Origin of the sequence: Nitrospira moscoviensis (assembly GCF_001273775.1) — a bacterium.
Taxonomy (GTDB): domain Bacteria; phylum Nitrospirota; class Nitrospiria; order Nitrospirales; family Nitrospiraceae; genus Nitrospira_D; species Nitrospira_D moscoviensis.
Map to the genome: position 1 here is coordinate 1616992 of NZ_CP011801.1, position 18350 is coordinate 1635341.

Consider the following 18350-nt stretch of genomic DNA (forward strand, 5'->3'; position numbering starts at 1 on the left):
GGATTCTTCGCTCAACCTCGACCTTGACCTTAACCTTCCGTGTCTGGGACGAGCACGGCGCGGAGCAGCGCATAGGCGGCTTCGATCGTGCGGGTCATCTCCTCGGCCTTTTTGTACGCCTGCATGTATTGCGTGGGATGGTTGGTGAGATTCGCGTAGCGGGCGGGATTCCAGGTATAGAGCTGCACGCGTTTGGCGCGTTCCAGATCTTCCGATGTGACGGGGAGGGTAAGCCCGAGAATCTCCAAGGCGTGGTGCACGTCCTTTTGCGAGATGCCGTCCGTCATGATGCTACTGTGACAAGGCCGCGATAGGGCTGTCAATCAATGCCGACCGTTCTTCCCATCCTCCAGCCGACGCCGATCTTCACCCAGAAAGACTATCGCGATGTCCTCCGGCGAGAAATGGACGCCGGAAAAATTCCGCTGAGCCTCGGACGCGATTGCCCCGTCAAGTGCGAGTTCTGCTACGAGCTGGACCATTCGTACCGCGAGACGCTCGACCCACCCAAGACCACCGACGAGGACTGGAAGTATATTCTCGACTACATCAATAAGAAGCCGACCGATCCGAAGCAGTTCTGGTGCCTGGGCGGCAACGAGTTCATGGAGTGGACCGACCTGTTTCTCCATCCCAAGGCGATGGAATGGGTCGAAGACTTCCTCAAGTACACCGACAAGAACATTCAATTCTTCACGGTCGGCTTCGTCCATGTGCCGAAGATCCATCAACTGGCGGCTCAGTACCCCGGCCGGATCAATTTCGAGCTGTCCGTCATCACGTTGAGCGACTACCGCCCGCGGCTCATGCCGCATGCGCCGTCCGTCAAACATCTCATGAAAGTACTCGACGGGCCGGCGGTCTCCTCGGCGAACTTCTACGCCTTCGACGTCCACACCATGTCGAAGGACGCCGTGACGATTTCTGGCATCAACAAGAAGTGCGTGCTCTGGATGGGCACCCTCACGCCGGTGCGCGGGCTGAAGGAAGAGACGGCCAGCCTCATGCGGCAGGGGCGGAAGTTTCTGGCGGAGGAAGCCCTCCGTATCTACGACGCGGCCCTGCCCAATCTCCAGACCATCCACACGGAGGCCTACATCACGGCGTTCCTGAGCCGGCGGCGCATCGTGAGCCTGTTCGATTCGCTCGAATTGGAGAAGAGGGACACGCTGGTCACGGCCTGGAGCGTCTATAAGATCCTCACCACCTACCGGAAGAACCGCGCCAAGTTCCTCTATGTGCCGAATGCGATGCTCGCCGGCGATTCCGACTGCACGGTCTTGCTGACCTTCGACGACATCGCGCGGCGGCTGAGCGGCCAAAAGCTGATCCACATCCCCAAGTGCGTCATGCAGTCCGGCCGCGGTCCCTACAGCGACATCACCGGCGTGACGCTGGAGCAGTTCATGAAGAAGACCGGCGTCAAGGTGAAGGTCCTGCACAAGATCGACACCCGGTTTGCCAACGAGCAGCTCTACAAGAACGGCTCCTTGCAGAACTACGTCGAAAACTACGTCCGGAATCCGATGAGTCAGAGTTATGAAGCTCTGCCGCGCCCCGCATAGCAGCCATGTTCAAAAAGGCCTTCTGGCAAGGCCGCAGGGAGCACGGCGACTGAGGAGGTACATACCAAGCTTCGCTTGTCCCGCTCGCTTCAATCAAATGCGAGCGGATAGGTATCTTGCCTCCAGTCGTCTTATAGTACGCCGCAAGGAGACGTGCGACTGAGAACGCCGCCAGAAGACTTTTTCAACATGGCAAAAGGCTGATATGCCTGATCGGCATACCATCAAGTTCTACCAGGCGGACGTCTTCACGGATGAGCCGTTCGGCGGCAATCCCGTGGCGGTGATTCCCGAGGCCGATGGGCTGAGCGACGATCAGCTCCAGCAGATCGCCCGGGAGATGAATCTCTCGGAAACCGTCTTCGTCTTTCCGCCCACCGACAAGGCCGCCGTCGTGCGGCTGCGCATCTTTACCCCCACACAGGAAATTCCCTTCGCCGGCCACCCGGTGATCGGCACGTTCTTTATCCTCGCCGAGCTGGGCATCATCCGCGTGAAGGAATCGCTGACACGCGTGATGCAGGAGTGCAACATCGGGCTGTTTCCGGTGGAGCTCCATGCCGTCGCCGGCCTGGTTGAGCGGGTGGTGATGACGCAGCCGAAACCGGAATTCCTCGGTCCGATAGAAGAAACGGAAGACCTCTATAAGGTCGCCAGCGCGCTCGGGCTCTCCAAACATGTGATCGCCGATACCAAGTGGCCGATCGAAGTCGTGTCGACCGGCCTGCCCGTCATGATCGTGCCGGTGCGGACGTTGACCGCGGTTCGCTCGATCCGTCCGGATGCCACGGCCATCGCCGATCTCTGCCGGCGATTCGGCGCCAATGGACTCATGGTCTTTACCACCGTCACGGTCGAGCCGTCGGCGACGGTCCATACCCGCATGTTCGCGCCCTCGATCGGCATTCTCGAAGATCCCGCCACCGGGAGCGCGAGCGGCGCGCTCGGGGCCTATCTGGTCCAGAACGGTGTAGTCGATGTCCTCCCTGTGACGGAGATCATCGCCGAGCAGGGCTTCGAGATCGACCGGCCTTCCAGCATCTACATTCAAGTGGAGTCGGACGACGATATCATTCAGTCCGTCAAAGTCGGCGGGCAGTGTGTCAAAGTGATCGAAGGCACGCTCAACTTTTAGCAGGATGATGAAAACGCCCTGTAACGGCGTTCTCAGTCGCACGTCTCCTTGCGACGTACCACCTCGGGAAACGAGCCGTCTGGGCGGCTCGGGGGATGGGCGGGTGAGAAGGGTACGTCGCAGTCGCCGCGCTCCCTGCGGCCTTGTTACACGGCGTTTTGATCATCCTGTGGTGAGTCGTGCTGACGGTCGAACGGAAAGAAAGGGCGCATTCATGAAAGCCGTTCTCTTTCGTCAGCATGGCGGGCCGGACAAGTTGTCGTATGAGGACGTGCCGGAACCGGCGATCGGACCGGAAGATGTGCTTGTCAAGGTCAAGGCCTGCGCGCTGAATCATCTCGATATCTGGATTCGCCAAGGCAATCCCGCCTATCCAATGCCGCTGCCGCATATCTCGGGTTCGGATGTGGCCGGGCTTGTCGAGCAGGTCGGCTCGCAGGTGGACAACGTGACGGTCGGGCAGCGGGTCTTTCTCTCGCCCGGCATCAGTTGTTGGCGCTGCGAGGCCTGCCTGGCTGGGCGTGACAATTTCTGCCGCTCCTATGGGTTGCTGGGCGCTATGACGGCCGGCGGCTATGCAGAGTATGTGAAAGTCCCGTTCCGCAACGCGATTCCCATTCCCGGCGATTTGCCCTTCGAGCATGCGGCGGCGTTCCCGCTGGTCTCCGTCACCGCCTGGCACATGCTGTTCGCCTTGGCCGACCTTCGGGTCGGAGAAACGGTCCTCATCATGGGAGCGGGGAGCGGAGTTGGCCACATGGCCGTGCAGATGGCGCATCTCGCCGGGGCGCGCGTCATCACGACGGTCGGCTCCGATGACAAGATTCCGAAAGCCGTGCTCCTGGGCGCGCATGCCGTCCTCAACCATGCCAAAGAAAAAGTGGCCGAGCGGGTGAAACTGCTCACGGAAGGCCGCGGCGTGGACGTCGTCATCGAGCACATCGGTCCCGAAGTCTGGGAGAGCTGCCTCGCGTCGCTGGCGAAGGGCGGCCGCCTCATCACCTGCGGCGCGACGACCGGCCCGGAGGTGAAGCTGGATCTCCGGTACGTCTATTCGAGGCAGTACACCATCAAGGGGTCCTACATGGGCACCAGGGCGGAATTGCTCAAAGCTGGGGAGTTGGTCGGTCAGCACAAGCTGAAGCCGGTCGTCGACAAGACCTTCCCGTTAAAAGACGCCCGAGCCGCTCAAGAATATCTGCTCAGTAGGAAGTTTTTTGGTAAGATCGTGCTGGCCGTGTAAGGATGCTGAAAGCGGTCCCCGACGGCGTTCTCGGTCGCATGCCTCGCTGCGACGTACCCCAGAGGGTACGACTCACTCGTCATGCAACCTGCGGCCTTGTTGGATGATCGTTTTGAGCATCCTTAGAGAGAGAAGAGCGGCGAGAATGGTAAAGGACAAATAGGAGGGCCGTATGCCGAACACGATTGCGCGTATCATGACGAAAAATCCCAAGAGCGTCGGACCCAACACGTCCGTCATGAGCGCGGCCAAGACGATGCGCACGGCGCGGGTGGGGTCGTTGTTCGTCAAGAAAGGCAAAAAACTGGTCGGAATTCTCACCGATACCGACATCGTCCGCCGCGCCGTCGCCGGGGGCAAGCCGCTCGGCAAGCTGACCGTTGAAAAGATCATGACCAGCCCCATTTGCACGATCGAAGGCAGCCAAACCGTGGACGATGCGCAGGACATGATGGGCGATCTCGGTGTGCGGCACCTGGCCGTGACCAGAGGCGGAGACATCGTCGGCGTCGTGTCGGTGCGCGATCTGCTGATGTTCTACAAGCGCTATGCGCAGTCGAAGATATCGGAGATGGATTACTCGGAACCGAAGATCGGGCAGGACTGAAAAACCGTGACGCGTGATGAGTGACGAGCGCGGCCTGTTTGGCTGCATCTATGTTTAGGAGGTCGAGCAAGCCCATCTCTATTTGGCCATAAAATCGCCTCTCTCCATGCTAGAAAAGCTGTGTTTTGGTTGGGTGGCTCAGTTCTGAGAGGATCAGCTTATCATCGCAAGACACACGATCACTGACCCGACGTTCAGACGGTCTGAACGGTACTATCGATAAGCTTCTCTTCGGTGCTTAATGCGATACACGATCACCTTCCTGGCATGATCGTCGATCTCATACAGTATGCGATAGTCGCCAACACGGTAGCGGTAGCTTTCCACTCCGGAAAGCTTGATGGCTCGGTGAGATCGTGGGTTCTGTTCCATGCCTCGGAACGCATCGGCGATCTGTTTAGCGATGCCGGCAGGGAGAGCGAGGAATTCTTTGCGGGCGCGAGGTTGAAGCAGAACCTCGTAGGACATCAGCGGGCAAGCTGAACGTGATACGTGAGTTCGTATTCCTTTAGCACCTCGGTGAAGGGGATACCTTTTTCTTTCTTGGCCTTTTCCCGCCGAAGGTCTTCGAGATCCTCCAACTCTTCCATCAGGCTCTCATAGCGAGGATTACCCTTGGCCCATTCCCATACTTCACGGGAAATGCCGATGGAAGCCTGCTTCCCTCGTTTGCTCGCCTTTGTCTTTGGCATATACCATCTCCCTCTGTAGGTCTTTTCGTCATGATGGTAGCGATCCATCATCATAATGGTCAAGGGAAGAAAGCCATGGCGGACTTACTTTGTAAGCTCCTTCACGAGGTGCCCCAGCTCAGGCAGGATCAATTTCTCCATCGCGAGCCGGACGGCGTTTTCTGAGCCGGGGGTGGAGAAGAGCACGCGGCCTTTGATGATGCCGGCGGTGGCGCGGCTCATGATGGCCGGCGAGCCGATCTCCTGATAGGTCAAGTAGCGGAAGACTTCACCGAATCCGTCCAGCCGTTTCTCCAGCAACGCATCCACCGCTTCGAACGTTGAGTCCCGCCTCGAAATCCCCGTGCCGCCGTTGATGATGATGGCCTGCACCGTGTCATTCGCCGTGCCTTCGGCGATCCGGTCCTTGATCTGTGCGGGCTCGTCCTTCACGAGGTGATAAGCGGCGACGGTGTGGCCGTTCTCCTTGAGCAGCTTCTGAATCAGCTGGCCGCTCGTATCCGTCTCCGGCGTGCGGGTGTCGCTGCACGTGATGACCATGCAGCTGACGGACTTGGGTGCGCGGTGCTTATGTTCCTTGTGACTGGGGGTGGTCATGTGGGGTCAGGTTGAGATTAAGGTTGAGGCTGAGGTCGAAGGGCGAAGTTCGCCGCAACCTTAACCTGAGCCTTAACCTTCCTCTACTTCCACACCATATCCGGATTCAGCCTCGCGACCGGCGTGCCCTTGCCGATGTGTTCATCGAGGATCGTGGCGACGTCGGCTTCGGTGACTTTGGCGTACCAGGTGTTGTCGGGATAGACCACCACGGTGGGACCGAGTTCGCAGGGACCCAAGCAACCGGTGGCGCTTACCAGTACTTCGCCCGGTGGAGTGCCCCTCTGCATGAGTCCCATGTTGAAGGCCATGAGCAGCTGTGCGGCTCCGGCTGATCCGCAGGACGGCTTCGGATGGCCGGGTGGCCGTGAGTTGGTGCAGACAAGGATGTGATATTTCGGCTTGGGCATGCGATCTCCTCAATTAAAATTAAACATTCCAGGTTCAAAATTGCATTCAACTAGGCCGGTACAGCTGCCACTGGTCGATGGCTTCCTGGGGCAGGTTCCACTGCTTGAGCCCCTTCATCACCCAGTCGAGGTAGTGATCCTTCGGCTTGAATTTGCCGATGGGCGCCGCGGCGTAGGTGGTGACCAATTCCTTTTCACCCGATTCCGTCACGACCGTCACTTGCACATGCCGGTAGGCCCCCTGCGGAACGTCCTGCTCGAATTCGTCCAGGATCTTCACGTCTTCGTCGGTGAGCTCGAAGACGCCGCCCCAGACTTTTTCGCCGGGTGACGGCACGATGCTCGCGAGCCCGCACCGCCATTGAGAGGACCACCGGCAAAATTTGATGGTGTGGTCCGCCAGGGTGGCGAGGTAGAGGAACTTGTGCTCGGGGGCGCGGCGCTTGAGTTGGGTGGGATTCAAGTTGTCGGCGTACAGGAAAAATTTCATAACGAGCCACTCACCATGAAGATCGTGTGAAAGCTTGGTACTTGTAACACACCGTGTTTTCGCCAGACAAGCGGCTAGATCGGACGCGCCGCTCCATTGACAACAGGCCGAGGCCTTCCTAAGATGCCGCCGGCGCGTCGTGCGCGGCCGCTCGCCGAATCGCCGTTCCCACACCGGACTATGACTCAGGGACAGACACCCGCTTCATCTTCTTCGTCCTCGCTGGTGAAGGCCATCCATTACCTGGTGGTCGCGGTGCTCGTGCTGGGCGGGCTGTACTACGTGTATACGAAACCGCCCACGCTCGATCCCGTCATCGACAAGCGGGCCGCGGAGGCGTTGGCGCTGGTCCAGACGCATCGGGCGATCGGCCATCCCACGATTCTTCAAGCGATGAACGAGCACGTCCGCTCCATGAAAGAGCGGGGGCAGGGGGTGCGGCTGGGCGAATGGCGCGTCAAACAGGTGGATGGCGATCTGTACGAGATCCGTGTCCAGCTCCGGGATCAAAGTGTGAACGGCCAGTGGTTCGAGCGGGAATTCATCTGGCACGCGCATCTCGGTTTGAAAAAAGTGAACGCCGCCTCGCTGCCGGCCGACGGCGTGACGCCCAAGGAACCGGAGCCGGAATCCACGCCGGCGATGCCGTTGCCGCCGGTTCCCGGCGGTCCCACGACGAGTTAAACTCCTTTCAACTCCGGCGGCAGCGCGATCTGCACTTCGTTTCCGACGACCCGCACGGCGCAGCAGGGCACTTCGAAGTTGGGATTACCGACCCGCTGCCCCGTTGCCACGCTGAAGCGCCAGCCGTGCCAAGGGCATTCCACCACGCCGCCGTCCCGCAGCTTGCCTTCGCCCAGCGGTCCGCCGGCGTGCGGGCAGGCGTTGTCGATCGCGTAGAACCGGCCGTCGACGTTGAACAGCGCGATCCAGACGCCTTTGATTTCGACCGTCCGGCCGGTGCCGGGCGCGATATCGGTCACGTGGGCGACGGTGACAAAATCGGTCGAGGGGCGCGGTTCTTGTTCCATCCTCATGTTCTCGTTCGGTGACGGAAGGGGGCTTGCTTGATTTCAGGGGAAGTCTATGGCATAGAAAGGTGCAAACGTGCCCTCACCACGGACCGTCCAGCGAAAAGGAGCCGCGGTAGGGAAATGAGGTTGCTGCATGGAAATGACTCTCCTGCTCAACTCGACGTACGAACCCCTCAGGGTCGTCCATTGGCAAAAAGCCATCGCGCTGCTGTGGCAAGGTAAAGTCGAAGTCCTCGAAGTTTACGACCGCGAGATTCACGGCATCTCCCTTTCCATCAAGCTCCCCGCCGTCATGCGGCTCCTCAAGCTGGTCAAGCTCAAGGACAGCCATCGGGCCGTCAAGTTTTCTCGGATCAACATCTTCACGCGCGACGGCTATACCTGCCAATACTGCAATCACAAGTTCCGCACCGAGGAGCTGACGTTCGACCACGTCGTCCCGATCGCCAAGGGCGGGAAGAAGACCTGGGAGAACATCGTCACGGCCTGCTGGCGCTGCAACAACAAGAAGAGCGGCCGTACCCCCGAAGAAGCCGGCATGAAGCTCAAGAAGCGGCCGGTGAAACCACGCTGGAGCCCCGTCATCACCATCACAATCGGCATCCGCAACACGCCGGAAAGCTGGCGTGACTACCTCTATTGGAATATGGAGTTGGAAGCCGATCCCGCCGACACGTAACGGCTACTGAAACACGTTTTGGGCTGCGTTCTCGCGTCGTTCAGACCCTCAACGTACCGCAAGGGTACGCTTCGGGCCTTCACTCGCTGCGGCCTTGCCGAAAACGTGTTTGAGCAGCTGTTCATCCCGCTCGAAAAACTCAACACTTAACACTCAACATTCAACACTGTTGGCTTAGTCAGTGCACTGAATCGATCACGATATCGATATCGCGGCCGCCGGCGAGGGTGGGGTTCTTGGCATACTTGCCTTCGAGGTCGCCGGGCTGAGCGGGGCCGGCTTGGCCGTCACGATCCAATCTCGCCACCACGTCCACCATCCCGCGTAGCTCCGCCCCTTGGACCATGACGTCGGCGTTCGTAATTTCATACGACACAGGGAATTTCGGGCTGTCGATCCGCTTGGCGGCGATGGGCCGAGGGGGACCTTGCGGGCGCCGGACGATGACGAACAGGACGTCGGTCGGCCGCACCTGATCAGCCAAACTCGGCGCGATCGTCACCTGCCCCGCGATCACGCCGCTGCCCTGGGCGGGATCGCAACTGTGAGCCAGGCCCAGCCACGTTGCGAGGGCCGCCAAGGCGATGATCCCGCCCGCCATGCCGACCGCGCGCCCAGACAATCCCGCCATGTCCGCTTCCTCCGGTGTGAGTCGCGCATTATAGCGGCAGGAACCGGAAAAAGGGAGAGCGCGGTTTACGGTCGAGAAATGCCTATTGTATGATACGGCGGCGTGCGTCACGACTGTGCCAATGGAGGAATCGTCGTATGGCTCCCAATCCAGGATTTCCGCTCATGCTCGATGTCAAAGGCTGGTCCGTCGTGGTCATCGGCGGCGACGAGGAAGCGGCCGAGAAAACGCAGCGCCTGCTCGAATCGGGCGCGCGCGTGACGGTCATCAGTCCCACACTGAACGAAGCGCTGCGGCAGCTGGCCGCGTCGGCCAAGATCATCCATCGCGGGCGGCATTTTCGCGAGACCGATTTGGAGCACGTCATCCTCGTGCTCAACACGATCCGCGGCGATCGGGATTTCGCCAAAATGCTGATCGCCAAAGCGCGGGAAAAAGGCTTTCTCCTGTGGTCCGTCGATTATCCCGAGGCCTCGAGTGTCACGATGCCGGCGGTGGTCGCGTCCGGCCATGCCCGGGTGGCGATCAGCACCAGCGGTGTGGCGCCGGCGCTGTCGGGATTCATGAAGGAGGACTTGGAGCGCATTCTCGACGCCGAGTTCGCCTCGTTCGTCGAATGGCTCGGGCAGCTGCGCGAAGAGGCCAAGAAGAGCGAACCCGACGCCGAGAAGCGGCGCGCCCTGCTGCGCGAAGCGCTGGACGGGTTCCGATTGCTCGGCAAAGTGCAGTATCCGAAAGTCTGGCTCGACGAGAAGGCGAAAACGGCGTCGGCCGTGAAGCGTGAGGCGTGAAGCGAGGCAAGGAGGCGCGATGGTTCTGTTGGAATTCAGCATGTCGCCGTTGGGCAAAGGGGAAAGCGTCGGGGCTTACGTCGCTCGGTCGCTGGATATCATCGATAAGAGCGGCGTACCCTATCGTCTCAACCCGATGGGTACGGTCCTGGAAGGCGAGTGGGAGGAGGTGTTTACCGTCGTCCGGAAGTGCTACGAACGAATGAAGAAGGACTGCAATCGCATCTCGTGCACGATCAAGGTCGATTACCGAAAGGGGCATGCCGGACGATTGGAGAGTAAAGTGGCGAGCGTCGAGAAGAAGCTGAAACGTCGCATCAAGCAGTAGGCCTCCCTCCTGTAGGGCCAAGCGGCTCCGTGCCCAATGGTCCGTATCACTGGTCCATTTGCACCGGCCTGGCCTTCACCATACGAGACTTCCCAATAGACCTTCGGCTCTAAGGTTTTTCTGCTGGAACTTCATAGGCTCCCTCCGTATACTACGCGCTCTTTGATTCCGTGCGCTGCGTGCCATGTCGTCCGTGTGAGCGTGTTGTCATGAGCGCCGACCTGGTTCAGATGACAGAGCCCTTGACCGCATTCAGTGGCGCCCTGCTGTGTATTCCGCTGAATCCGGCCACCGATTCCGAGCGAATCCGGCCACCCCTCGGAGCCCCGCGACGCAGGGCCTCAGTGGTCTGTCTTCAGTGGCCGACTTCCGTCCGATTTTGCCAGCCGTTTGCGCATCGATTCTCCTTTGAGCGTGATCTTATAGGCGTTGTGCACGAGCCGGTCAAGAATGGCATCGGCCAGCGTCGGCTCCCCGATCGCCGTATGCCAGTGATCGATCGGGAGTTGACTGGCCACGAGGGTGGCCCGCCGCCCGTGGCGATCATCAAGGAGTTCCAACAGATCGCGGCGCTGTTCGTCAGTTAAGGGAGCCAGCCCCCAATCATCGAGGACCACGAGGTCCGTCTTCGCGAGACTCCGGAGCAGGCGCCCATAGCGGCCATCGCCTTTGGCCACCGCCAGCTCCCGGAAGAACCGCGGCAGTCGCAAATACAAGGCGGAGCAGCCCAGCCGGCAAGCCATCTGGGCCAACGCACAGGCCAGATACGTCTTGCCCGCGCCGGTGGGCCCCACAATCAACACATTGTCATGCTGACGAATCCACTGCCCCGTAGCCAGGGACGCGATGACGCTTTTCTCCAGCCCCCGCGGATGGCGATAATCGAGATCTTCCAAGGTGGCACTGCCGGGGAACCGGGCCTGGGCCAGCCGCCGCGCCAACCGGTGATTGTCCCGGACCGTGCACTCGCGATCGACGAGCAGCCCCAGTCGTTCCTCGAAGCTGAGCCGCTGCACCTCAGGCATCTCCAGTTGTTCCGCCAAAGCGGTGGCCATGCCGGTGAGCTTCATCGCCTCCAGCGCCGTGAGTGTGGGATGACGTAACATCAGAACCCTCCTTCCTGTTGATAATAGGTGGTGCCGCGCAGATGGTCGTGCGCATGCGGGAGTGGGACCGTCGGAACCGGCTCGGGGAGCGGCTGCTGGTCGAGGCCGGTCTGTAAAATGGACTGCACGCTCTTATAGGTGAACGCCTCCAGCACCTGCGCCCGCCGACAGGCGGCCTCCAACCGCGCTGCGCTGTACGTCCGCTCCAGGCGGAGAATCCCCAGACAGGAGCGATAGCCTTGTTCGGGATGCGGCCGCCGCGCCAGGAGTTCGGCCACGACGGTGCCGGTCGCGGGCCCGACGGTCTCCGCCCACTGGATCAGCCGGGAGGGCGACCACGCCAGATAGCGTTGGTGCGCCGAGGGGAGATGCGCGGTGACCGTGGTGTGGCGGCCGCGCTCGGCACTCCGCATATGGCTGGCCACCCGCTGCCCCTTGTAGAAACACTCGATGGTGGCCGCCGTGAGCCGGACATCCAGGGCCTGATGGACCAAGGCGGAGGGGACGCTGTAGTAGTGGCCCTCGACCTCAAGATGCGAATCGATATTCACTCGGGCGATCCGCCACTCGGCATAGACGTAGGGCTCGGTCGGCAGCGGCTGCAAGGCCGGCCGATCCACGGCCTCGAACTGGGACTGCCGACAGCCAGGGAGCTTTTTGAAGGGCCGGCGATTCAGCCGGTCCAAACAGGCGGCGATGGCCGTATTGAGCTCCGCCAGACTGAAGAAGGGGTGATGCCGCAGGCAGGCCAGGATCCAGCGTTCGACGAGCAGCACGCCCGCTTCGACCTTGGCCTTGTCCCGCGGTTTGCGCACCCGCGCCGGGATTACCGCGACGCCGTAGTGCCGGGCCAGATCGGCGTAGGTGGGGTTCAGCTCCGGTTCATACCGGCAGGCCTTGGTGACGCCGCTGCGTAAATTATCGGGCACGAGGATTTCCGGCACACCGCCCAAGAAGGCGAAGGCCCGGACATGCGAGCCGGTCCAATCGGGGAGCGTTTGGGTCCAGGTCGCCTCGGCATAGGTGTAGCTCGATGCACCAAGAACCGCGACAAAGATCTGGGCCTGTCGAATCGTCCCGGTCTGCCGATCCTGGACCGGCACGGTCTGGCCGGCATAATCGACGAAGAGTTTCTCGCCCGCCCGATGCTCCTGCCGCAGACACCGATCCAGGGTGGCGCGCCAGGCCCCGTAGAGATCACAAAAGCGGCTGTACTGATAGCCGTCGGGGTGCTGCGCTTTGTATTCCTGCCACAGCAGCGCCAGGGTCACGCCCTTGCGCGTCAATTCCTGATGCACCGTGGCCCAGTCCGGCATGGCCCGCGGCGGGCTGGTCGGCGAGGGGGCCGCCGGATACAGCCGGGTTTCCAGCTGCGCGTCATCCAGCTCTTCCGGCAACGGCCAGGACAGCCCAGCCGCCGTGGCGCGATAGAGCGTTTCCGCCACCGTGCTGCGCGCCACCCCACAACTGGCCGCGACTTGTCGGTTGCTGAGCCCGCAAGCCCATTTGAGTCGCAATAGGTCTTTGATTTTTCGCATGGTCACTCGCTCCGCTGGCATCAGTCCCTCCCCCCTAGTAAATGGAGGGGACACGATACCCAGGTTGAGGAGGACCTGTGTCGCGGGCGGCTCCGACAGGAGCCCGTGGCGGATCGCCGGCTTATTCCGAGGGATGTCGGCCACCGATTCCGAGGAGACTCGAAACAGTGGCCGACTTCCGGTCGGAATCAGTGGCCGCGTTCCGTCGGAATGGGTGGCCGACTTGCGTCGGAATCAGTGGCCGGCTTGGGTCGGAATACGCACCCTGCTGACAAAGGATCGTTCGATCCTCGAACGGGAGCTGATGGAGTTCCGTCCCTTCGGCCTGGATGAACATGGACACACGATCAGAGATTTGAGCGGAATGAGCATCCGTGCGACCGTCCTCTACCTGGAGAAGACGCTCGCCGAGACGCGCGGAGAAGCCGCGGGACGGGAAGCGGTGCAGGAGCTCTGTGAGCTCCTGAATCAGCGGATCAAAGATCCGGTTTATCATGTGACGCCGGAGTTTCTCCGGAACGCCTGGAACAGCTACTCGTATGAGTTCGCGGCCTACCTCTATGAGTTTTGCGAACGCCTCTCCGGCGACCCGCGTTTCATGTTCAACAGCGGAGCGGAAAAGGCTTCTCCCATCCTCCAGGTGCTGGCCCGTCCCTTTTCCCTGGAGCAGATCTACGGGATGTTTCCTTACTTCAGCAACAAGTTCGCGTCCGGTTCCATCGAAAGCCGCGTCATCGAGATCACGCCGGTCTCGGCTACGCTCGCGATGCGATTCTCCGATTCGACCCTGCGGCAGTTCGGCTCGTATCGGCGGCGGTGCGCGCACCTCGCCTGCCAGTCCGCGCAAGGGATTTTGGCCGCCGTGCCGGTGCGGGTTCACGGTCTTCCCCCGGCCCGGCTGACGGAACTGGCCTGTATTGCAGACGATGCCGACTGGTGCCGGTGGCTGATCCATTGGCAGCCGGAGAAGGACTCCGTCTTACGCCGTAAGGTGCGGCGGATCGTCGCGCGCCAAGTGGAGTCGCTGTCCCCGGGCATGTCCACGGAGCCGAAGCGCGATGAGGCGTGCAAGGCCGGCACGGCGGTTCCCGCCGTTTCGGGCCAGGCGCCGCCGAGGCGGCTCCTGTGGTTGGTATCCGGCTGGCTGGCCGGCGCCGGGCTCGCCGCCGGCGTGTGGCTCGTCAACCCCTCCGTCGGTCCCGGCGAAGCGGTGCTGGCCGTCCTGACCCCTGTCTTGATCGCCGGCGTGCTCATCAATCGCCGCCTCTGGAGGGACAGCCGGTCGCGCGAAGCGCTGATTCAGGAACAGATCAGCTTCGTCGAGGCGCGGCATGAAGAACTGCGCGAGGCGTATCTGGAGCAGGAACAGACGCGAGTCCAGTTGCGCCGCAAGGTGGCGCATCTCACGGCGCTCCATCGCGCCGGGCTGCTGTTCAGCTCCACCCTCGATCGCGAGACCCTGTTACAGCAGGTGCTGGAAACGCTAACGAACGATCTCCATTATGATCGGGCGATGGTCTCCTTCTTCGATCCGGCGGGCGGCATCATCGAACATGCGCGCGTCCGCGGCCTGTCGCCGGACGTCCAAGCGTTTGCGCAATCCTGCCGCATCCCGGTGACGGACCCGGAAAGCCCTGAAGGGACCGTCGTGTTGCAAGGCCGCCCGCTGCTGATCGAAGACGTGCGGGCCGTCCGGCCGCAGCTTCACCCCATGAATCGGACCTTGGTGGAGCTGAGCCAGGCCAAGGCCTTGATCATCGTGCCGCTCAAGGCCAAAGACCGCATCGTCGGCACGCTCACGGTCGACCGCGTTCAGCACGGCCTCACGCAGGACGATTTGGAACTGATGGCGACGCTCGGCAACCAGGTGGCGATCGCGCTCGACAACGCTTCGGCCTATCGGCAGATCGAGGAGTGGAACGCAGGCTTGGAGTTGAAGGTGCGGGAACGGACCGCCGCGCTGGAACAGGCGGACCGGCTGCGCACGCAATTCCTCTCGCACGTCTCCCACGAGCTCAAAACGCCGCTCACGTCGATCAAAGGCTTTCTCCAGAACTTGCTGGACGGCCTCACCGGCCCGTTGAACGACAAGCAGCAGCGCTACTTGTCCCGCATGTTGGACAACTCCGATCGGCTGATCCGGATGATCGACGATCTGCTGGACCGCACGAGCATCGAGGCGGGACGCGTGGAGCTCAGGCCCGCAGAAATCGACGTGACGGCCTGTCTGGCGGACGTCGTCGAGCAACTCCGGCCGCTGGCTCACGCCAGGCGGCAGCGGTTGGAGGTGTGGGACAAGTCCTCGGCGCTGACGGCCTGGGGGGATCGCGACCGCATGATCCAAGTGATCGTCAATCTCACGCAGAATGCCATCAAGTACACGCCGGATGAGGGAGTCATTACGGTGGCCGCTGAGCCGGCGGGGACGCGGATGGTCCGTATCGTCGTGCGCGACACCGGACCGGGCATCCCTTCCGACTGTCTCGACCGGGTGTTCGATCCCTTTTTCCGCGTGCCACAGCGGCAGCGCAGCGGACCGAAGGGATTGGGACTGGGCCTCTCGATCGTGAAAACGCTGGTCGAATTGCAGGGGGGCGCCGTCTCCGCGCGGAACCACCCGGACGGCGGGGCCGAATTCTCGTTCACGCTCCCGGTCCTCACGCAGACCGCGCCGCTTTATTCGCGATCCGATGGGAGTGCCGCAAAAATTCTTGTGGTCGATGACGATGCGGATATCCGCCAGCTGCTGATCGATCGTCTGCAGGCCCAAGGCTATCGTCCCCGCCCCGCGGCGGACGGCCGCCAGGCGCTGGAGATCCTGGCGGCCGAGCAATTCGGCGGCGCCATCGTCGATATCGGCATCGGCCACATCGACGGGTTGGAAGTCCTGACGCACATCCGCCGGCGGTATCCGGACATGCCGGTCATCATGATTACCGCTTCCGGATCCCAGGAGCTCGCGGTACGCGCCATCGGCATGGGCGCGCAAGCTTATGTGTTGAAGCCGTTCGAAGCCGGCGAACTGCAGCAGGCGGTGCACACCTGGTTTCGTCTTGAAGAATCCGTGTCGGAGCGGCGGCGATACAGGGAGGCGGATGGCCAGGATTGACGGGCGCGGCTTCTGCGCCTGGTTCCAGTCGATGCCGGCCGCCTGGCTGCTCGCCCTCGCCGTATGGGCGGCGGCGAACCCGTCGCCGGCGCTCGGTCAAGTGCCCCGCATTCAGGGACAGGGCACCGCGGCCTCCGGTATGGGCAACGCTTTCGCGGCGCAGGCCGACGATCCCTCGGCGTTGCACTACAATCCCGCCGGCATGACCCAGCTCCGCGGCGTGCAAGTCATGGCGGGCGGGCTCCTGTCGGGTGGAACGACGACCTTCACCAGCCCGACGGGCGTGACGGCCGTCGGCGATCGCAGTGGCAGTTTGGCTTGGCCCCCGCCCGGGCACCTGTATGTCGTCGCGAATCTGAAAGACCTCGGCGTCACGGCCCTGGGCGATGTGACGGCGGGCGTCGGCGTGACCGTTCCCTTCGGCTCGCTGACACGCTGGCCGGAGAACGGGCCCTTTCGGTTGGTGACGACCTTCACCACGCTGCCGCTGCTCGACATCAAGCCGACCGTCGCCTATCGGCTGACGCCGGACCTCTCAGTCGGGCTCGGCGCGGATATTTATACGTTCAGCGGATTGATCGGCGAAGGGCACGCTGAAACGCGCTTCATCTCACCCGGTGCGGCTCCGTTCGGAGCATCGGGATCGAAGGTGGAGGTGAACGGAAAAGACACGGCCGCCGGTTTCAATGTCAGTTTGTTGTATACCGCGCTACGCAATGCCGCCGGTCTGCCGGTGGCGAATATCGGTCTCGTGTATCGCAGCCAAGCCACGCTTCATTTGGACGGCGCGCTGCTGAGCAACGGCACCAAAGTATCCGACGTCTCCACGACGCTGGTGCTGCCCCAAGTCATCACCGGCGGGATTGCGATCTGGCCGGTGCGGAACGCCGAACGGGAATGGAAGCTGGAATTGGACGTCGACTATGTCGGATGGAAGTCGGTGCGGAATCTCGATGTCCGGCTGAGCAATGGAGCCGTGATTCCCCAGCCTCAAGATTGGCGCAGCACCTATGCCACCTTGATCGGCACCGAGTATCGCTGGTTGCGGCTTGATTCCATGCCGGGATGGGAGGTGGCTGCCAGAGGCGGCTATACTCATCAGCAGACCCAGATGCCGGACGCGACCTTCAATCCCGGCGTTCCCTCCGCCGACGTGCACATTCTTTCCATCGGTCTCGGCTTTCTGTGCTGGGGACAGGGCTCGCTGTTCGGCATGCCCTGCGGCGGTCTGGGGCTCGGGCCGGTCAAGGCCACAGCGGTGGGGCTGGATCTTTCCTACCAGGCGTCGCTCTACGAAGATCGAACGGTGAGCGGGAATGGCGGTGTGCGAGCCGGCGTGAATGGGCTGTATCAGACGACCTTGCACACAGGCGGGATTTCGGTCCGGATCAACTTTTAATCAGAACACCGAGAACTTGAAATATTTCTTCGGATTTTTCTTCACGTCCGCCACGAGTTCCTCCACCTCGGTCAACAGCTTGTCCGTCCTGGCGTAGAGATCGTCGCGCGTCACCAATTTGCCCATCGTCCCCTCGCCGTGCTCGACCTTCGTCAGCAGCGTTTCTCCACGCGAGGTCAGGTCCTCCAGCCGCGCGTACAGGGCCGGATCGGCCAATTTGGTCAGCGTGCCGTCCGGTTTGTTGAGTTTGGTTGCGAGCTCGTTCAGCGCGGCGACGGCCGCATTGGCGCGCGCATAGAGCTCTTGATCGGTGATCAACTTGCCGGCGGTGCCTTCGCCGCGCTCCACCTTGCCGAGGAGCGACAGGCTCTTGTCGGTCACCTGCTCCAACTTGTCGACGGCAGCGCGGGATTTGTTGTAGAGATCCGGATCGTTCACCAGCTTGCCGGTCGTGCCGTGCCCGTTGGTGATGGCCGTCAAGGCCGCTTGCAGCTGTTCCAGAGCCGCGTTGACCTTGTCGATCGTGCCGGTCGCATTGGTCGCCAAATGGCTGATGTCGGACTCCGCGCGGCCGGCCAGCGTGCTGCCGACGGGCAGGGGCGGGAGGGAGGCGGAGCCGGGGAGCACCTCCAGATATTTGTCTCCGAGCAGACCCAGCGCGCGGATGCTGATCGACGCGTCCTGCCGGATATGCGGCGCGACATGCGCCCGGACGGTAAAGGTGATCTCGACCTGAGGGCTGTTGTTCGCGATCGCGATCGTATGCACGTTGCCGATGTCAACGCCGTTCATGCGCACCGGACTGCCGATCTTCAAGCCCTGCGTATGGTCGACCACGGCGCGAAACGTCGTTTTCTGCCCCAGGAGCCCCATCCCTTCTTCCAGGTTGAGGATCACGGCGGACAGAATCGCCAGCGCGACGACCACCAAGGCGCCGACCTTCACGCGGGCCCAATTGAGTCGCGCCTGTCGGGTCATCGGACAGACCTCATGGCC

21 protein-coding genes are annotated in these 18350 nt (G+C 61.9%); 10 read left to right on the forward strand and 11 right to left on the reverse strand.

The window, feature by feature from the left end:
* Nucleotides 1-29: 29 nt before the first annotated feature.
* A complete protein-coding gene (locus NITMOv2_RS07925; RefSeq protein ID WP_083447861.1) occupies nucleotides 30-287 on the reverse strand; it encodes a hypothetical protein in 258 nt (85 codons plus the stop codon).
* A 39-nt stretch (nucleotides 288-326) separates the two neighbouring features.
* Here NITMOv2_RS07925 and NITMOv2_RS07930 point away from each other — a divergent pair, with 39 nt between their 5' ends.
* The 4 genes from NITMOv2_RS07930 to NITMOv2_RS07945 all read left to right on the forward strand — a co-directional run bounded on the left by NITMOv2_RS07930 (nucleotide 327) and on the right by NITMOv2_RS07945 (nucleotide 4550).
* Nucleotides 327-1565, forward strand: a complete 1239-nt coding sequence (locus NITMOv2_RS07930; RefSeq protein WP_053379352.1) for a hypothetical protein — start codon at nucleotides 327-329, stop codon at nucleotides 1563-1565.
* A gap of 205 nt (nucleotides 1566-1770) precedes the next feature.
* A complete protein-coding gene (locus NITMOv2_RS07935) occupies nucleotides 1771-2700 on the forward strand; it encodes a PhzF family phenazine biosynthesis protein (protein WP_053379353.1) in 930 nt (309 codons plus the stop codon).
* A 214-nt stretch (nucleotides 2701-2914) separates the two neighbouring features.
* Nucleotides 2915-3943, forward strand: coding sequence for a zinc-binding dehydrogenase (locus tag NITMOv2_RS07940; protein WP_053379354.1), 1029 nt, complete (start codon nucleotides 2915-2917; stop codon nucleotides 3941-3943).
* A 172-nt stretch (nucleotides 3944-4115) separates the two neighbouring features.
* Nucleotides 4116-4550, forward strand: a complete 435-nt coding sequence (locus NITMOv2_RS07945) for a CBS domain-containing protein (RefSeq protein WP_053379355.1) — start codon at nucleotides 4116-4118, stop codon at nucleotides 4548-4550.
* Between the two features lie 213 nt (nucleotides 4551-4763).
* Here the strand turns inward: NITMOv2_RS07945 and NITMOv2_RS24975 are convergent, their stop codons facing one another.
* The 5 genes from NITMOv2_RS24975 to NITMOv2_RS07970 all read right to left on the reverse strand — a co-directional run bounded on the left by NITMOv2_RS24975 (nucleotide 4764) and on the right by NITMOv2_RS07970 (nucleotide 6739).
* Nucleotides 4764-5018, reverse strand: a complete 255-nt coding sequence (locus NITMOv2_RS24975) for a type II toxin-antitoxin system RelE family toxin (protein ID WP_083447862.1) — start codon at nucleotides 5016-5018, stop codon at nucleotides 4764-4766.
* Entirely contained in the window at nucleotides 5018-5242 is a 225-nt protein-coding gene (locus NITMOv2_RS07955; protein WP_145976223.1) for a hypothetical protein, read from the reverse strand. Before NITMOv2_RS07955 ends, NITMOv2_RS24975 begins: the two co-directional genes overlap by 1 nt.
* A gap of 84 nt (nucleotides 5243-5326) precedes the next feature.
* On the reverse strand, nucleotides 5327-5839 hold the full coding sequence (locus NITMOv2_RS07960) for a MogA/MoaB family molybdenum cofactor biosynthesis protein (protein WP_053379358.1): 513 nt from the start codon (nucleotides 5837-5839) through the stop codon (nucleotides 5327-5329).
* 83 nt (nucleotides 5840-5922) lie between these two features.
* Nucleotides 5923-6249, reverse strand: coding sequence for a (2Fe-2S) ferredoxin domain-containing protein (locus NITMOv2_RS07965; protein ID WP_053379359.1), 327 nt, complete (start codon nucleotides 6247-6249; stop codon nucleotides 5923-5925).
* Nucleotides 6250-6295: 46 nt separating this feature from the next.
* Complete coding sequence (locus tag NITMOv2_RS07970; RefSeq protein ID WP_053379360.1) at nucleotides 6296-6739, reverse strand: gamma-glutamylcyclotransferase family protein; 444 nt, start codon at nucleotides 6737-6739, stop codon at nucleotides 6296-6298.
* Nucleotides 6740-6862: 123 nt separating this feature from the next.
* On the opposite strand from NITMOv2_RS07970, the gene NITMOv2_RS07975 reads away from it, so the two are divergent.
* Nucleotides 6863-7423 carry a hypothetical protein gene (locus NITMOv2_RS07975; protein WP_145976224.1) on the forward strand — a complete coding sequence of 187 codons (561 nt, stop codon included), beginning with the start codon at nucleotides 6863-6865 and terminating at the stop codon, nucleotides 7421-7423.
* Here NITMOv2_RS07975 and NITMOv2_RS07980 read toward each other — a convergent pair.
* Entirely contained in the window at nucleotides 7420-7770 is a 351-nt protein-coding gene (locus NITMOv2_RS07980; protein ID WP_053379362.1) for a Rieske (2Fe-2S) protein, read from the reverse strand. The genes NITMOv2_RS07975 and NITMOv2_RS07980 overlap by 4 nt on opposite strands.
* Nucleotides 7771-7906: 136 nt before the next feature.
* Between NITMOv2_RS07980 and NITMOv2_RS07985 the strand changes: the two genes are divergently transcribed.
* The gene (locus NITMOv2_RS07985; protein WP_053379363.1) at nucleotides 7907-8452 is read left to right on the forward strand and encodes an HNH endonuclease; all 546 of its coding nucleotides are present in this window, start codon (nucleotides 7907-7909) and stop codon (nucleotides 8450-8452) included.
* Nucleotides 8453-8630: 178 nt separating this feature from the next.
* On the opposite strand, the gene NITMOv2_RS07990 is transcribed toward NITMOv2_RS07985, so the two are convergent.
* The gene (locus tag NITMOv2_RS07990; RefSeq protein WP_053379364.1) at nucleotides 8631-9083 is read right to left on the reverse strand and encodes a c-type cytochrome biogenesis protein CcmI/CycH; all 453 of its coding nucleotides are present in this window, start codon (nucleotides 9081-9083) and stop codon (nucleotides 8631-8633) included.
* Between the two features lie 137 nt (nucleotides 9084-9220).
* Here NITMOv2_RS07990 and NITMOv2_RS07995 point away from each other — a divergent pair, with 137 nt between their 5' ends.
* Nucleotides 9221-9874 (forward strand): precorrin-2 dehydrogenase/sirohydrochlorin ferrochelatase family protein, encoded by a 654-nt coding sequence (locus NITMOv2_RS07995; protein ID WP_053379365.1) that lies wholly within the window; start codon nucleotides 9221-9223, stop codon nucleotides 9872-9874.
* 19 nt (nucleotides 9875-9893) lie between these two features.
* Complete coding sequence (locus NITMOv2_RS08000) at nucleotides 9894-10202, forward strand: MTH1187 family thiamine-binding protein (RefSeq protein ID WP_053379366.1); 309 nt, start codon at nucleotides 9894-9896, stop codon at nucleotides 10200-10202.
* 341 nt (nucleotides 10203-10543) lie between these two features.
* Here the strand turns inward: NITMOv2_RS08000 and istB are convergent, their stop codons facing one another.
* Together istB and istA are read right to left on the reverse strand one after the other, a co-directional pair.
* Nucleotides 10544-11308, reverse strand: a complete 765-nt coding sequence (gene istB / locus NITMOv2_RS08005) for an IS21-like element helper ATPase IstB (RefSeq protein ID WP_053378012.1) — start codon at nucleotides 11306-11308, stop codon at nucleotides 10544-10546.
* Entirely contained in the window at nucleotides 11308-12846 is a 1539-nt protein-coding gene (gene istA / locus NITMOv2_RS08010) for an IS21 family transposase (RefSeq protein WP_145976116.1), read from the reverse strand. The genes istB and istA overlap by 1 nt, the downstream gene beginning before the upstream one ends.
* Before the next feature lie 223 nt (nucleotides 12847-13069).
* Here istA and NITMOv2_RS08015 point away from each other — a divergent pair, with 223 nt between their 5' ends.
* The gene (locus tag NITMOv2_RS08015; protein WP_187299403.1) at nucleotides 13070-15955 is read left to right on the forward strand and encodes an ATP-binding response regulator; all 2886 of its coding nucleotides are present in this window, start codon (nucleotides 13070-13072) and stop codon (nucleotides 15953-15955) included.
* On the forward strand, nucleotides 15942-17354 hold the full coding sequence (locus NITMOv2_RS08020; RefSeq protein ID WP_053379368.1) for an OmpP1/FadL family transporter: 1413 nt from the start codon (nucleotides 15942-15944) through the stop codon (nucleotides 17352-17354). Before NITMOv2_RS08015 ends, NITMOv2_RS08020 begins: the two co-directional genes overlap by 14 nt.
* Here NITMOv2_RS08020 and NITMOv2_RS08025 read toward each other — a convergent pair whose 3' ends face one another.
* On the reverse strand, nucleotides 17355-18332 hold the full coding sequence (locus NITMOv2_RS08025; protein ID WP_053379369.1) for an MlaD family protein: 978 nt from the start codon (nucleotides 18330-18332) through the stop codon (nucleotides 17355-17357).
* Between the last annotated feature and the right edge of the window lie 18 nt (nucleotides 18333-18350).

Coding starts and splice junctions, on each gene's coding strand:
- NITMOv2_RS07965 (WP_053379359.1), bottom strand. CDS start 6,249: ATGCCCAAGCCGAAATATCACATCCTTGTCTGCACCAACTCACGGCCA.
- NITMOv2_RS07960 (WP_053379358.1), bottom strand. CDS start 5,839: ATGACCACCCCCAGTCACAAGGAACATAAGCACCGCGCACCCAAGTCC.
- NITMOv2_RS08000 (WP_053379366.1), top strand. CDS start 9,894: ATGGTTCTGTTGGAATTCAGCATGTCGCCGTTGGGCAAAGGGGAAAGC.
- NITMOv2_RS07935 (WP_053379353.1), top strand. CDS start 1,771: ATGCCTGATCGGCATACCATCAAGTTCTACCAGGCGGACGTCTTCACG.
- NITMOv2_RS07955 (WP_145976223.1), bottom strand. CDS start 5,242: ATGCCAAAGACAAAGGCGAGCAAACGAGGGAAGCAGGCTTCCATCGGC.
- NITMOv2_RS07980 (WP_053379362.1), bottom strand. CDS start 7,770: ATGGAACAAGAACCGCGCCCCTCGACCGATTTTGTCACCGTCGCCCAC.
- NITMOv2_RS07970 (WP_053379360.1), bottom strand. CDS start 6,739: ATGAAATTTTTCCTGTACGCCGACAACTTGAATCCCACCCAACTCAAG.
- NITMOv2_RS07975 (WP_145976224.1), top strand. CDS start 6,863: ATGCCGCCGGCGCGTCGTGCGCGGCCGCTCGCCGAATCGCCGTTCCCA.
- NITMOv2_RS08020 (WP_053379368.1), top strand. CDS start 15,942: ATGGCCAGGATTGACGGGCGCGGCTTCTGCGCCTGGTTCCAGTCGATG.
- NITMOv2_RS07990 (WP_053379364.1), bottom strand. CDS start 9,083: ATGGCGGGATTGTCTGGGCGCGCGGTCGGCATGGCGGGCGGGATCATC.
- NITMOv2_RS08025 (WP_053379369.1), bottom strand. CDS start 18,332: ATGACCCGACAGGCGCGACTCAATTGGGCCCGCGTGAAGGTCGGCGCC.
- NITMOv2_RS07940 (WP_053379354.1), top strand. CDS start 2,915: ATGAAAGCCGTTCTCTTTCGTCAGCATGGCGGGCCGGACAAGTTGTCG.
- NITMOv2_RS24975 (WP_083447862.1), bottom strand. CDS start 5,018: ATGTCCTACGAGGTTCTGCTTCAACCTCGCGCCCGCAAAGAATTCCTC.
- NITMOv2_RS07925 (WP_083447861.1), bottom strand. CDS start 287: ATGACGGACGGCATCTCGCAAAAGGACGTGCACCACGCCTTGGAGATT.
- istA (WP_145976116.1), bottom strand. CDS start 12,846: ATGCGAAAAATCAAAGACCTATTGCGACTCAAATGGGCTTGCGGGCTC.
- istB (WP_053378012.1), bottom strand. CDS start 11,308: ATGTTACGTCATCCCACACTCACGGCGCTGGAGGCGATGAAGCTCACC.
- NITMOv2_RS07945 (WP_053379355.1), top strand. CDS start 4,116: ATGCCGAACACGATTGCGCGTATCATGACGAAAAATCCCAAGAGCGTC.
- NITMOv2_RS07985 (WP_053379363.1), top strand. CDS start 7,907: ATGGAAATGACTCTCCTGCTCAACTCGACGTACGAACCCCTCAGGGTC.
- NITMOv2_RS07930 (WP_053379352.1), top strand. CDS start 327: ATGCCGACCGTTCTTCCCATCCTCCAGCCGACGCCGATCTTCACCCAG.
- NITMOv2_RS07995 (WP_053379365.1), top strand. CDS start 9,221: ATGGCTCCCAATCCAGGATTTCCGCTCATGCTCGATGTCAAAGGCTGG.